12 protein-coding genes are annotated in these 12,951 nt (G+C 69.9%); 6 read left to right on the top strand and 6 right to left on the bottom strand.

The genetic code is table 11. The annotated features are described in order from the left end of the window. Positions 1-16: 16 nt before the first annotated feature. Positions 17-379 carry an AtuA-related protein gene (locus tag QTI20_RS04410; RefSeq protein ID WP_286549872.1) on the bottom strand — a complete coding sequence of 121 codons (363 nt, stop codon included), beginning with the start codon at positions 377-379 and terminating at the stop codon, positions 17-19. Further along, complete coding sequence (locus tag QTI20_RS04405; protein WP_286549874.1) at positions 376-1,764, bottom strand: acyclic terpene utilization AtuA family protein; 1,389 nt, start codon at positions 1,762-1,764, stop codon at positions 376-378. The genes QTI20_RS04410 and QTI20_RS04405 overlap by 4 nt, the downstream gene beginning before the upstream one ends. Before the next feature lie 102 nt (positions 1,765-1,866). Here QTI20_RS04405 and QTI20_RS04400 point away from each other — a divergent pair, with 102 nt between their 5' ends. The 6 genes from QTI20_RS04400 to QTI20_RS04375 all read left to right on the top strand — a co-directional run bounded on the left by QTI20_RS04400 (position 1,867) and on the right by QTI20_RS04375 (position 7,038). Continuing rightward, positions 1,867-2,781 carry a LysR family transcriptional regulator gene (locus QTI20_RS04400; RefSeq protein WP_286549877.1) on the top strand — a complete coding sequence of 305 codons (915 nt, stop codon included), beginning with the start codon at positions 1,867-1,869 and terminating at the stop codon, positions 2,779-2,781. A gap of 56 nt (positions 2,782-2,837) precedes the next feature. After that, positions 2,838-4,115, top strand: coding sequence for an amidohydrolase family protein (locus tag QTI20_RS04395; RefSeq protein WP_286549879.1), 1,278 nt, complete (start codon positions 2,838-2,840; stop codon positions 4,113-4,115). 128 nt (positions 4,116-4,243) lie between these two features. After that, on the top strand, positions 4,244-4,870 hold the full coding sequence (locus QTI20_RS04390) for a class I SAM-dependent methyltransferase (RefSeq protein ID WP_286549880.1): 627 nt from the start codon (positions 4,244-4,246) through the stop codon (positions 4,868-4,870). Between the two features lie 14 nt (positions 4,871-4,884). Then, entirely contained in the window at positions 4,885-5,838 is a 954-nt protein-coding gene (locus QTI20_RS04385; protein ID WP_286549883.1) for a CgeB family protein, read from the top strand. Positions 5,839-5,969: 131 nt separating this feature from the next. Further along, on the top strand, positions 5,970-6,335 hold the full coding sequence (locus QTI20_RS04380) for a response regulator (protein WP_353507265.1): 366 nt from the start codon (positions 5,970-5,972) through the stop codon (positions 6,333-6,335). An 85-nt stretch (positions 6,336-6,420) separates the two neighbouring features. Then, complete coding sequence (locus tag QTI20_RS04375; protein WP_286549887.1) at positions 6,421-7,038, top strand: LexA family protein; 618 nt, start codon at positions 6,421-6,423, stop codon at positions 7,036-7,038. Positions 7,039-7,143: 105 nt separating this feature from the next. Here QTI20_RS04375 and QTI20_RS04370 read toward each other — a convergent pair whose 3' ends face one another. The 4 genes from QTI20_RS04370 to QTI20_RS04355 form a co-directional block, all read right to left on the bottom strand. After that, a complete protein-coding gene (locus QTI20_RS04370) occupies positions 7,144-7,527 on the bottom strand; it encodes a response regulator (protein WP_286549889.1) in 384 nt (127 codons plus the stop codon). Positions 7,528-7,696: 169 nt separating this feature from the next. After that, positions 7,697-9,826 carry an EAL domain-containing response regulator gene (locus QTI20_RS04365; protein ID WP_286549891.1) on the bottom strand — a complete coding sequence of 710 codons (2,130 nt, stop codon included), beginning with the start codon at positions 9,824-9,826 and terminating at the stop codon, positions 7,697-7,699. After that, positions 9,826-10,206: a response regulator gene (locus QTI20_RS04360; RefSeq protein ID WP_286549893.1), complete on the bottom strand. Its 381-nt coding sequence runs from the start codon at positions 10,204-10,206 to the stop codon at positions 9,826-9,828. The genes QTI20_RS04365 and QTI20_RS04360 overlap by 1 nt, the downstream gene beginning before the upstream one ends. Beyond that, entirely contained in the window at positions 10,191-12,761 is a 2,571-nt protein-coding gene (locus QTI20_RS04355; RefSeq protein WP_286549894.1) for a PAS domain-containing hybrid sensor histidine kinase/response regulator, read from the bottom strand. The genes QTI20_RS04360 and QTI20_RS04355 overlap by 16 nt, the downstream gene beginning before the upstream one ends. Positions 12,762-12,951: the final 190 nt, after the last annotated feature.

The raw sequence follows: 12,951 nt of genomic DNA, 5'->3' as shown, positions 1-12,951 counted from the left end.
GTTTTTGGAAAGGGGATCAGCCTTCGGTCGGGCCGATGAGTCGATGCTGCAGTTCGGCCGGCACCACGATCGGCAGGTCGAGCAGCAGGAAGGAAAGCGATTTGCCGTGCGTGTCGAGGTTCAGCGCGTCGTTCACGCCGCCGTCGAGCACCGCGTCGAGCACGAAGTTCATGGCCTGCAGCTTCGGCAGCACGAAGCGCTGCACATGGCTGGGCGCGCGGTGGCGGAACTGCGCGGCCACGGCCTCGGGCGTGACCTGCTCGACCAGCAGCGGCCACAGCGCGGCATGCCAGGCGATCACGCTGATGTTCGAGCGGTCGCCCTTGTCGCCGGTGCGGCCGTGGGCGGCGCGGTAGAGGGGGACGGTGATCGCGCTCATGCCGCGGACTCCAGCAGTTCGAAACGCACCGGCACCGCGTCGCGCGGCAGCAGGCAGGACAGGGTGTTGAGCCGCGGCGTGAGCGTGCTGCGCACGCCGCCACCGCCGGCCGGACCGCAGGTGTAGAGCGCCATCACCTCGCGGCCCAGGCGCTCGGCCTGGTCGCGCTCGGCGTGCGTGGCCGCCACGCGCAGGCGCACGTCGCGCGCCCCGCCGTCGGGCGTGGCCGCGAGCGCGCGGCCGGCGTCGTCGGCCAGGATGCTGATCGCGCCGATCAGGTCGACCCGCAGCGCGAGCCCCTGCAGGCGCTGGCGCAGCACCTCGGCCGCGAGCCGGGCCCGCGCCTCGGCCCGCGGGCCCGCATAGGAGATCTCGCCCTCGGCCAGCCAGCCGCCCTCGTGGCAGACGTTGACCTTGTAGCGGCCGGGCCGCGCATGGCCGCGCACGCCGCTGAGCCGCACGCGGTCGGTGCCGACGGCCTGCACCTCGGCCTCGGTGATGTCGGCCACCACGTCGGGCGTGAGGTAGGCCGCCGGGTCGTGCACCTCGTAGAGCAGCTGCTCCTTGACCGTGGCCTCGCTCACGCAGCCGCCGGTGCCGGCCGACTTGCCGACGGTGCACTGCCCGTCGGCCGCGATCTCGGCGATCGGAAAGCCCACCTCGGCCAGGCCCGGCACGTCCTTGAAGCCCGGGTCGGCGAAGTAGCCGCCGCAGACCTGCGCGCCGCATTCCAGCAGGTGGCCGGCCATGGTGGCGCGGCCCAGCACCTCCCAGTCGTCGGCGGCCCAGCCGAAGTGCGACATCGCCGGGCCCACGGTCAGCGAGGGGTCGGCCACGCGGCCACAGACCACGATCTGCGCGCCGGCGTCCAGCGCGGCGGCGATGGGTTCGGCGCCGATGTAGGCGTTGGCGCTGACGATGCGCAGCCCGTCCAGCGCCGCGCCCAGTTCGGCCCGCAGCAGCGCCTGGTGCGCGGGCGAGGAGAGGTCGTCGCCCTCCACCACCGCGATGCGCGGCGCGGGCTGGCCCAGCTCGCGCGCCATGCGCGCGATGTGGCGCGCGGCGGCGCGCGGATTCGCCGCGCCGAAGTTGCTCACAATCCGGATGCCGTGCGCGAGGCAGCGCGCCAGCACCGGGCGCAGCATCGCGTCGAGCAGCGGTTCGTAGCCGGCCTCGGGGTCGGCGCGGCGCCGCAGCTGGGCCAGCGCCAGCGTGCGCTCGGCCAGGGTCTCGAAGATCAGGAAGGCGCGCTGGCCCGCGGGGCCCTCGGCGAGCCGCGCGATCAGCGTGTCGACCACCGGGCCGGCCGCGTCGGTGCGGTCGCCGGAGAAGCCGGCGGCGCAGCCGATCAGCAAAGGTGGGGGGCAGGTGGCCTGGACCGTCATGGCGCTTTCTCTTGTCTCGTCTTGGGGTTCAATGTAGGGCCGCGGCAGCCATCCGTAAAATAGAAAATTCAGATCGATTCATCTGGAATCCGGATCACTCAAATGAAGACACCCGAGCTCTCCTCGCGCCAGCTGCGCGCCTTCACCGCGCTGGCGGCGCAGCGCAACTTCACGCGCGCGGCCCAGCTGTGCCACCTGTCGCAGCCGGCCTTCAGCGCGCTGATCCGCACGCTGGAGGAGGCGCTGGGCGCGCGCCTGTTCGACCGCGACACGCGCAGCGTGCAGCTCACGCCCGAGGGCCGGCTGTTCGAGCCCGCGGCGCAGCGCCTGCTCGACGACATGCGCGACGCGGTCACCGACCTGGCCGACCACGTGGAGCGCCGCACCGGCCGGGTGCGCGTGGCCGCCCTCCCCTCGCTCGCGGCCGGCTGGCTGCCCGCGGTGTTCGCCGAGTTCATGGCGGCCTGGCCCGGCATCACGGTGGGCCTGGACGACGCGCTGTCCGACGCCTGCATCGCGCGCGTGCGCAGCGGCGAGGCCGACTTCGCGCTGGCCGCCTCGGGCGCCGGCAGCGCGGCGGCCAGCGACCTGCGCAGCCGCAAGCTCTGCAGCGACGGCTTCCACCTGGTGTGCCGCGCCGACCATCCGCTGGCCACCGAGCCCAAGCTGGGCGCCCGCAAGCTCGCGCCCTGGCCCTTCATCCAGATGGCGCGCCACAGCAGCGTGCGGCAGTCGCTCGATGCGGCCCTGCATCCGCTGCGCCTGCACACCGCCTTCGAGGTCGAGCACCTGGCCACGGTCATGGGCCTGGTCGAGGCCGGCCTGGGCATCAGCGTGGTGCCCGCGCTCACGCTGTTCCACTTCCAGCGCGACACGCTGGTCACGCGGCCGCTGCCGCTGCCGGGTTTGAAGCGCACGCTCTACATCGTGCAGCGGCGCGAGGGCAGCCTGTCGGTGGCGGCGCAGACCCTGCACGACCTGATCGTGGCGCGGCTGGGGTCGCTGGCGCTGCGCTGAGCGGGGCCGTCCGATAATCGAGCCCTCCCCTCGAATCCCACAAAAGACCCCCGCCCATGCTCGACCTGCTCGTACGCAACGCCACCCTTCCCGACGGCCGCACCGGCATGTCGATCGCCGTGCAGGACGGCCGCATCGCCGAGGTCACGGCAGCGCTCGAAGCCCCGGCGCACGAGACGCTCGACGCCGAAGGCCAGCTGCTCACGCCGCACTTCATCGACCCGCACTTCCACATGGACGCCACGCTGAGCTACGGCCTGCCGCGCGTCAACGAGAGCGGCACGCTGCTCGAAGGCATCGCGCTGTGGGGCGAGCTCAAGCCGCTGCTCACGCAGGAAGCGCTGATCGAGCGCGCGCTGGCCTACTGCGACTGGGCGGTGGCCAAGGGCCTGCTCGCGATCCGCACGCACGTCGACACCAGCGACCCGAGCCTGCTGGCCGTCGACGCGCTGCTCGAGGTCAAGCGCCGCGTCGCGCCCTACATCGACCTGCAGCTCGTGGCCTTCCCGCAGGACGGCGTGCTGCGCAGCCCGGGCGGGCTCGACAACCTCGCGCGCGCACTCGACAAGGGCGTCGACGTGGTCGGCGGCATTCCGCATTTCGAGCGCACCATGGCCGACGGCGCGGCCAGCGTGAAGCTGCTGTGCGAGATCGCGGCCGAGCGCGGCAAGCTGGTCGACATGCACTGCGACGAGTCCGACGACCCGCTGTCGCGCCACATCGAAACGCTGGCCTTCGAAGCCCAGCGCTTGGGCCTGCAGGGCCGCGTCAACGGCTCGCACTGCACCTCCATGCACAGCATGGACAACTACTACGTGAGCAAGCTGATCCCGCTGATCGCCGAGAGCGGCGTGAGCGTGATCGCCAACCCGCTGATCAACATCACGCTGCAGGGCCGCCACGACACCTACCCCAAGCGCCGCGGCATGACGCGCGTGCCCGAACTCATGGCCGCGGGCGTGAACGTCGCCTTCGGCCACGACTGCGTGATGGACCCCTGGTACGGCATGGGCTCGGGCGACATGCTCGAGGTGGCGCACATGGGCCTGCACGTGGCGCAGATGACCAGCCAGGCCGGCATCCGGCGCTGCTTCGACGCCGTGACGACCAACGCCGCCAAGGTCTTCCACCTGCCGGGCTACGGCCTCGAAGCCGGCTGCGACGCGAGCTTCGTGCTGCTGCAGGCGCGCGATCCGGTCGAGGCCATCCGGCTGCGCGCGACGCGGCTCAAGGTCTACCGCAAGGGCGTGCTGCTGGCCGAGACCGCGCCGGCGGTGGCCACGCTGCACCTCGGCGGGCGCGGCGCGCAGACCGCCTTCCTCGCCGCGCGCTAGCGCCGACGCGGTCCGCGGGGCCTGGACAAGCTTGTAAAGAATCGTAAGATCCCTCCCAAAAAAAGTGCCCGATGACCGACTCGGTCGGTGTCGCGGCGCCACAGAGTTTTCCACTCAGGAGGCCCCCCGTGTCACATCCCCAGCAGTTGTTCTTCGTCGGCGGCGTCAAGCAGTTCCTCGGCGATTTCTTCCAGCAGAAAAAGGTGCTGGAGATCGGCAGCCTGGACATCAACGGCTCCGTGCGCGGCCTGTTCGAAGGCTGCGAGTACATCGGACTGGACGTGGGCGAAGGCAAGGGGGTGGACCTCGTCGGCTATGGCGAAGACTTCGGCGGCGAGGCCGACGCATTCGACGTGGTGATCTCCTGCGAAGCCATGGAGCACAACCCCGGCTGGCGCAAGACCTGGCTCAACATGGTCCGGCTGGCCAAGGCCTCGGGCCTGGTCGTGATGACCTGCGCCTCCTCGGGGCGGCGGCAGCACGGAACGGCCGAGTACACGCCAGCCGATTCGCCGCTGACGATGCAGAAGCAGCAGAACCACTACCGCAACCTGACCGAGGACGACTTCAAGGCGATCCTTCCCTGCGACGCCTGGTTCTCGGTCTGGCTCTTCTGCCAGGACCACAGCAGCCACGACCTGTACTTCTTCGGCCTGGGCAAGGAGGCTGCCCCGGAGGCGGTCCAGAAGGCCACCGAACTCCGCTCCGCGCTCGCCGACTACTACCACAAGCGCAACGTGCTGGGCCTGCAATAGGCCGACACCCGTCGATGAAGCACGCCGCCATGGCGCCTTCGCCGCCGCTGCATTTCACCTCACTGGCCGACCCGCGCATGGTCGGCAACGTCGTCGATGCCTTCGTCGTCGCCGCCTGCAAGCTGGGCTACGAGGTCAGCCACGCGCATGCGGCCCTGCGCCCCGACGCCATCAACGTGGTCTGTTTCGGGCACAGCGTGAAGCCTGAAGCGCTGCAGGGCATGGAAGGCCAGTGCATCCTGCTGAATTTCGAACCCCTGGTCGACGGTTCGCTGGCCTGGAGGGAGTCCTACCTCGCGCTGCTGCGAACGCATTACGTCTGGGACTACAGCCAGCGCAATTTGGCCCGCCATGCCGAGTTGGGCATCACCCACAGCGACTACGTCCCGCTCGGCTACGAAGCCGAGGCCGGGCACGACCTGCGCCCTGAAGACGTCCTGCCCGAGGCCAAGCAGGACATCGATGTGCTGTTCGTCGGTTCGCTGAATTCCCGGCGTGCGCGCGTCGTCGACGCCATGCGGCAAAAAGGCCTGCACGTGGTCTGCAACGGCAATGCGCCCTGGGAAAGCGCACACCGCGACGAGATGATCCGACGCGCGAAGCTGGTGCTCAACATGCACTTCTTCCACGACTCCCGCATCGTCGAGATCGCGCGGCTCGCCCTGCTCTTCCGGCAGCGCAAGGCGGTGCTGTGCGAGCTCTATCCGGACAGCGAACTCTGCTACCCGGAACTGCGCCAGGCGATCGCGGGCGCGGGCTGCGAAGACCTGGCCGACATGGCCATGCTGCTCATGGGCGCGCCACAGTTGCGCCGGCGGCTCGCGCAGGAAGGCTTCGAGGCCTTCAGCGCGCGCAGCCAGACGGCGGTGCTGGGCCCGGCGCTCGAGGCCTTCTTCGCCTGGCGCGCGCGGCGGCTGGGCATCGAGGGCGTGCCGTCGTGTCGCACCGGCCCAGCTATCACACGATAGAGTTGCCTATCGAACGCTGTTCGGGCGCTTGTCCGACTGTCATTCCGCAGCGGAAGGGAATACTGGGTCCGGCGCGTCGCATCAGGCGACGCCCTTGCAGCCGCCATCCGTTCAGGGAACCCCGTGTGTCAGTGAAAACCTATCTGGTCGAAGACAGCGATGTCATTCGGGCCAACCTCACGGAGACGCTGCAGGAGCTGGCCGGCGTTCAGGTGGTCGGCCACGCCGACACCGCGCAGCAGGCCGTGCAATGGCTGCTCGCCCACCCGGACGACTGGAACCTGGGCGTGATCGACCTCTTCCTGCGCGAGGGCAGCGGGCTCAGCGTGCTGGGCGCGCTGCGGCAACGCAAGCCCTCGCAGCGCCTGATCGTCGTGAGCAACTACGCCACCCCCGAGATGCGCAAGCGCTGCCAAGCCGCGGGCGCCGACGAGGTGTTCGACAAATCGACCGAGATCGAGGCCCTGCTCTCCTACTGCGTCGCGCTCGACGCCTGAGCGCGGCGAGGGGAGGTGTTGCCCCCTTGATAGAAGGGCTCGCCTGGAGTTAATTTCTATCTCTCCGAGGCCCTAGCCTCCAGCCATGACAATCCATCGACTGATCCGCGAAGGACGTCGGCGTCTAGGCATGAGCGAGAAACAATTCGCAGAAGCCGTGGGCGTCAGCCGCGGTGCCGTGCAGCAATGGGAGAAGCCGGGCGGTACCGCGCCCAAGCGCAGCAACCAGCCGCGGGTGGCCGCGTTGCTGGGCATTTCCGTGGCCGAACTGATGTCCGGCGGCTCCAACATCCGCCAGGGCATGGACCTGCGCATCGAGGTCCCGCTGGTGTCGGAGGTCGAGGCCGGCAACTACACCGTCATCGACAACTTCAAGCCCCGAAGCAACTTCGAGATGGTGCTGGTGAGCGTGCCGGTGCAGCGCCACACCTACGCGCTGCGCGTGCACGGCGACAGCATGGTCAGCGAGACACGCGACTCCTTTCCCGAGGGCGCGATCATCATCGTGGAGCCCGAGATGGCCGCCCTGCCCGGCGACTACGTGATCGCGCTCAACAAGGCCAACGAGACCACCTTCAAGCAGCTGATCAAGGACGGCGGCGAGCTCTTTCTCAAGCCGCTCAACCCGCGCTACCCGATCCGGCCGCTCGGCTCGGCCCGCATCATCGGCGTGGTGCGCGAAGTCACCAAGCGCTTCCGCTGAGCACGGGAGATCCGGGGAATATTTCGATAGATTCGCTGTTCAAAGACAGTTTTTCCATCGCATCGACGTGCCTGGAACCGGCCCCGCCGCGGCCGGGCCGCCGGCTCAGGCTTCGCTCAGCAAGGCAGCGCGCTTGCGGGCCAGCAGCGCGTCGATGGTCGCGTAGAGGTCGGGATAGCGCATCGGCTTGACGATGCAGGCATCGCAGCCGGCCGCCTCGGTGTCTTCCTGCTCGCTCACCGGTGCCAGCGCGATCACCGGGATGCCGGCCGCGGCCGGTGTCCGCTTGAGCAGCGCGGTCGCGGTCAGCCCGTCGAGGCCCGGCATCTGCACGTCCATGAGGATCAGGTCGGGCTGCTCGGCGCAGGCCAGGCTCAGGCCCCGCTCGACGTCCGAGGCCCGCAAGGTGGCATGGCCTGCGTTGTGCAGAAGCAACGAGGCCAGCTTCATGGTCGCCGGGTTGTCTTCGATGATCAGGACGAGGGCCAAAAGGATGTTCCGCCGCCTCCCTGGAGAGGCAGACAAAGAAATACGGGAGAAGGGGTAGCGGGACGCCGGGGACCGGCGACCGACACCCGAACGTTACCATGCGAGAAACGTTTTGGGCCGTCGCGGCGGGCACGGCACCAGCCTGTGGCGTGCATGGCACAGGCGGGGCTCAGGCCACGGCCAGCCGCTCCAGGCCCCGGCCGTCGTGCAGCAGGGCCTCGAGCGCCGCCAGCGGCAGCGGCCGGCTGAAATAGTAGCCCTGCACCTGGTCGCAGCCGTGCTGGCGCAGGAAGGCCAGCTGCGCCGCCGTCTCCACGCCCTCGGCGATCACCTCGAGTTTCAGGCTGTGGGCCAGGCCGATGATGGCCAGCGTGATGGCCGCGTCGTCGGGCCGGGTCGTGATGTCGCGGATGAAGTCGATGTCGATCTTGAGCTTGTCGATCGGAAAGCGCCGCAGGTAGGCCAGGCTGGAATAGCCGGTGCCGAAGTCGTCGACCGAGATCTGCAGGCCGCGACGGCGCAGCCCCTGCAGCACCGCCACCGTGTGCGCGGTGTTGGCCATCAGCGAGCTCTCGGTGAGTTCGAGTTCCAGCAGCCGGGCCGGCACGCCGTTGACCTCGAGCAGGCCGGCGATCGTCGCCTCCAGGTCGCCCTCGACGAACTGGCGCTGCGCGATGTTCACCGCCACCTGCAGGTCGCCCACCGCGGACGCGCGCCACAGGCGGATCTGGCGGCACACCGCCGCGATGACCCAGGCGCCGGCGCGCACGATCAGGCCGCAGTCCTCGAGCACCGGGATGAATTCCGCCGGCGAGACCACGCCGTGGCCGGGCCGGTTCCAGCGCAGCAGCGCCTCGACGCCGACCACGCGCCCGCTGGCGACCTCCACCTTGGGCTGGTAGTGCAACTCGAACTCGTCGTGATCGAGCGCATGGCGCAGCGCCATCTCGAGCTCCAGCCGCGTCAGCGCATCGGCGTTCATCTGCGGCGTGAAGAAGCGGCTGGTGTTGCGCCCGCTCTGCTTGGCCTGGTACATCGCGGTGTCGGCGTACTGCATCAGCTGCTCGGCATTGGGCGCGTCGTCCGGATAGATGCTGATGCCGACGCTGGCGCTCGACACCACGCTGCGCCCGCCCAGCACGAAGGGCTCGCGCAAGGCTTCATGCAGCGCATGCGCCACGGCCACCGCGCCGGCCTGCGGATCGTCGCGCACCAGGATCACCGCGAACTCGTCGCCGCCCAGGCGCCCGACCGCGTCGCGCAGCTGCAGGCAGTTCCAGAGCCGGTCGCTGAACTGCACCAGCAGCTGGTCGCCGACGGGGTGGCCCAGCGTGTCGTTCACCTTCTTGAAGTGGTCCAGGTCGATGAACAGCACGGCCACCTGCCCGCGGCCGTCGGAGGCCTGCGCGATCGACTGGCGCAGCACCTCGTAGAACAGGGCCCGGTTGGGCAGCCCGGTGAGCGAGTCGTAGTGCGCCATCTGGTGCAGCCGGCGCTCGGCCTTCTTGCGCGCGGTGATGTCGCGCACCACCACCACGACCGCCCAGCTGTCGCCGAAGCGGTGCGCGGTCCGCGTCACCTCCACCGGCACCATCACGCCGTCCTTGCGGCGCAGCAGGATGTCGGCCAGCCGGTGCGTCGCATGGCCGGCGACGACGTCTTCCACGATGGTTCGCACGGCGTCGACCTCGCCGTCGCCGAGATCGGCCGGTCCGCGCTGCAGCAGCTCCTCGCGGCTGTAGCCGGTCAGGCTGCAGGCGGTGGCATTGAGCTCCACGAAACGCAGGGTGGCGCGGTCGATCAGGAAGATGCCGTCGGCGGTGGCGTCCATCGCGGTGCGAAAACGCTGCAGGTCGGCGGTGCGCGTGCGCACCTCCTGCTCGAGGATGACGCCGTGGTTGCGCTGGAAATCGCTCAGGGCCTTCAGGCGCAGCAGGTTGCGCACCCGCAGCCACAGCTCGGCCCGGTCCACCGGCAGGCTCAGCACGTCCTCGGCCCCGGCCTCGAGGCTGCGCAGGCGCGAATCGCGATCGACCAGCGCCGTCACCATGATGATCGGGATGCTGGAGGTGGCGGGCCTGGACTTCAGCAGGCGCGCCATGGTGTGGCCGTCCATGTCCGGCATCATCACGTCGAGCAGGATCAGGTCGGGCGCCTCGAGCGCGATGCGCGCCAGCCCCTCGCGGCCGCTGGCCGCGCTCCAGGTGGTGTAGCCCTCGGGCGCCAGCAGGGCCTCGAGCAGCCGGCGGTTGGCCAGCTGGTCGTCGACGATGAGGATGGTGGCCGCGCGCGCGCTCATCACGAGGGTGCCGCCCGCCGCGCCAGCAGCGTGTCGATGGCCGCGTACAGCTCGAGGTAGCGCAGCGGCTTGGCGATGTAGGCATCGCAGCCCGCGGCCTCGGTCTTTTCCTGGTCGTTCTTCATCGCCATCGCGGTCAGCGCGATCACCGGAATGGCGGCGGTCGCGGGCGCCTGCTTGAGCAGCGCGGTGGCCGCCAGCCCGTCCATGCCGGGCAGCTGCACGTCCATCAGGATCAGGTCGGGCTGCTCGGTGCGCGCCAGCGTCAGCCCGCTCTCGGCATCCGAGGCGCACAGCGTGACATGGCCGGCGTTGTGCAGCAGCAGGCAGACCAGCTTCATGTTGGCCGGGTTGTCTTCGACGATCAGGACGAGGGCCAAGCGGATGCTCCCGGAGCTTCGGCGGGCCGCAGCGCGCGCCGTACCTGTTCGATGAAACGGTGGCGGTCGAAGCCCGCCTTCTCGACGATCTCGACGGCCCGGCCCGACATCTGCTGCAGCGCGGCGCGGTCGCTCGCGCTGACCTGGCGGGCAGTCACCACCACGATCGGGATGCGCGCGGTGTCGGGATGGCGGTGCAGCGCCGCGACGAGCTCGAAACCGTCCATCACCGGCATCGACAGGTCGAGCAGGATCAGGTCGGGACGGCTGTGCTGCGCCATGACCAGCGCCTCGGTGCCGTTGCCGGCCCGCAGCACCGCATAGTCCGGCGCGGGCAGGAAGGCGGCGATCATCTCGACGGCATGCGGGTCGTCGTCGACCACCAGCACCGTGTGCGCACGGCCCGGCGCGGGCTGCAGGCCGAGCTGCTGCAGCGTCGACTTGAGCTGGGCGCGGCCGATGGGTTTCTGCAGGCCGGCCGCGGCGCCGCGGTGGATCGCCTCGCTGGCATCGGCCACGCCGGCGATGATCACGACCGGCGGATGCGCGGTCCCGGCCGCCTCGGCGTCCGAGCGCAGCCGCCGCAGCAGCTCCCAGCCATGCATGCCGGGCAGCTCGAGGTCCAGCGTGATCAGGCTCAGCGCATGCTGCGGCGCCACCTGCAGCGCGGCCTCGCCGCTGGCCGCGCGCAGCACCGTGAAGCCCTCGGCTTCGAGCAGCAGCCGCACCAGGTCGGCCGCCTTGTCGTCGTCCTCCACCACCAGCGCCAGCCGCTCGACGGCCGCGGCCTGCCCGAGCACCGCCGCACCGGCCGCGCCCACCGCGACCGCCGCGAGCGGCACGGCTTCGAACAGCGGCAGCCAGACCGCGAAACAGGCGCCCACGCCCTCGGCGCTGGCCACGGCCACCGTGCCGCCCTGCAGCTCGGCCAGCTGCTTCACCATCGCCAGGCCCAGGCCGGTGCCGGCGAAGCGGCGCGCGAGGCTGCTGTCGATCTGGCTGAAGGCCTGGAACAGCCGCGTCATGTCGAAGGCCGAGAGGCCGATGCCGGTGTCGATGACGCGGATCTCGAGGAAGGCGTCGTGCGCGCTGTGCGCCAGCCCGAACCCGTGGGTCGGCCAGTCGCCGGGCAGCGTGCCGACCTGTTCGCGCGGCACCCGGCGGGCCTGCAGCGTGACCCGGCCGCCGTCGCCGGTGAACTTCACCGCATTCGACAGCAGGTTGTAGACGATCTGCTTGGTCTTGCGCGCATCGAGCTGCGAGCTGCCCAGCGCCTCCTCGGCATCGAGCGCGAGTTCGACGTGCTGCGCGGCGGCCTTGTCCTTGACGATCGACAGGCTGTCCTTGAGCAGCCGGCCCAGGTCGACCACCTCGAGCTCCAGCGTCATCATGCCGGCCTCGACCTTGGTCAGGTCGAGGATGTCGTTGATCAGGGACAGCAGGTGCAGGCCGCTGGTGAAGATGTCGCCGATGTAGCCGGTCTGGGTGTCGCTCATCGGGCCCATCAGGCCGTCCTTGAGCGCCTCGGAGAAACCGATGATCGCGTTGAGCGGCGTGCGCAGCTCGTGCGACATGGTCGCGAGGAACTCCGACTTCATCCGGCTCGCGTTCTCCAGCTCGACGTTCTTCTCCTCCAGCGCGCGCTCGAAGCGGCGGCGCTCGGTCACGTCGCGCGCCGCGGCGATCACGCCCTGCAGCTGGCGGTCGCGGTTGTGGAAGGTGGCGGCGTTGTACGACACCACGGTCTCGACACCGTTGACCGCCCGCACCGTGAGCTCGTAGTCGCTGACCCGGTTCTCGGTCAGCACGCGGCCGATGGCGGCATCGGCGCGGTCGGGGTCGGTGAAGAAGTTGCGGCACGGCGCGCCGATCAGTTCGTCGCGGGTGCGGCCGGTCAGCGCGATCATCTGCTGGTTGACGTCGGAGATGATGCCCTGCGGGTCGGTCATCATCAGCGCGTCGATGTTCGATTCGATCAGCGAGCGGGTGTAGAACTGCTGGTCGCGCAGGCGCTGGTCGAGCAGCGACTTGGCCGCCTCGACCTGCTTGCCCACCGTGTTGTCGGTGCCGATCAGCAGGTAGCCGATGATCGCGTCCTGCGGGTCGCGCAGCGCCGTCACCGAGACGATGGCCGGAAAGCGGCTGCCGTCCTTGCGGATGTAGGTCAGCTCGTAGATGTCCTCGATGCCGCGCGAGGCCTTGAACACCAGCGCCTCGAAGCCCGGCGTGATGGTGGTGCCCAGCTCCAGGCTCAGCGCCTGCGCGCGTGCGATCACTTCCTGCGGATCGGAGATGTCGGCCGGCGTGATGGTGTCCACCACCTCGGCCGCCGTGTAGCCCAGCATGCGCTCGGCGCCCACGTTGAAGATCTGGATCACGCCCCGCGCGTCGGTCGCGATGCTGGAGAAGTTGGCGCTGTTGAAGATCGCGTCCTGCAACGCGCCGGCCTTGAGCAGCAAGGCCTCGGCCTGCTTGCGCGGCACGGCCGGCCGGCGGAGCTCGCTCGGCTCGTCGGGAGGGCTCGGCGCGGCGCCGACCGGATCAAGCGCGGGCACGGGGTGCCGACATTGCGCCGGCGGCGCGGGGGCGCGCCAACGGTGCACACAGGCGGTGCAGTTCAGAGGCGCAAGGGTGGTTCATGGGGGGTCGTCCTCCAGCGAGGAACTGAGGCAGACACGATGAAGATGTGCACACGCGCACGCCGGTGCACAAGGCCACCGGATCGGTTCACATTAACACGTTGAC

Origin of the sequence: Variovorax sp. J2P1-31 (assembly GCF_030317215.1) — a bacterium.
Lineage (GTDB): Bacteria > Pseudomonadota > Gammaproteobacteria > Burkholderiales > Burkholderiaceae_C > Variovorax.
The sequence above is the reverse complement of the archived record's forward strand: the minus strand, read 5'-3'. Positions and strand labels throughout refer to the sequence as shown.

What these genes read in the sequence shown, in the direction of transcription:
- QTI20_RS04410 (WP_286549872.1), bottom strand. Translation starts at nt 379, where the DNA reads ATGAGCGCGATCACCGTCCCCCTCTACCGCGCCGCCCACGGCCGCACC.
- QTI20_RS04375 (WP_286549887.1), top strand. Translation starts at nt 6,421, where the DNA reads ATGACAATCCATCGACTGATCCGCGAAGGACGTCGGCGTCTAGGCATG.
- QTI20_RS04405 (WP_286549874.1), bottom strand. Translation starts at nt 1,764, where the DNA reads ATGACGGTCCAGGCCACCTGCCCCCCACCTTTGCTGATCGGCTGCGCC.
- QTI20_RS04365 (WP_286549891.1), bottom strand. Translation starts at nt 9,826, where the DNA reads ATGAGCGCGCGCGCGGCCACCATCCTCATCGTCGACGACCAGCTGGCC.
- QTI20_RS04385 (WP_286549883.1), top strand. Translation starts at nt 4,885, where the DNA reads ATGAAGCACGCCGCCATGGCGCCTTCGCCGCCGCTGCATTTCACCTCA.
- QTI20_RS04395 (WP_286549879.1), top strand. Translation starts at nt 2,838, where the DNA reads ATGCTCGACCTGCTCGTACGCAACGCCACCCTTCCCGACGGCCGCACC.
- QTI20_RS04400 (WP_286549877.1), top strand. Translation starts at nt 1,867, where the DNA reads ATGAAGACACCCGAGCTCTCCTCGCGCCAGCTGCGCGCCTTCACCGCG.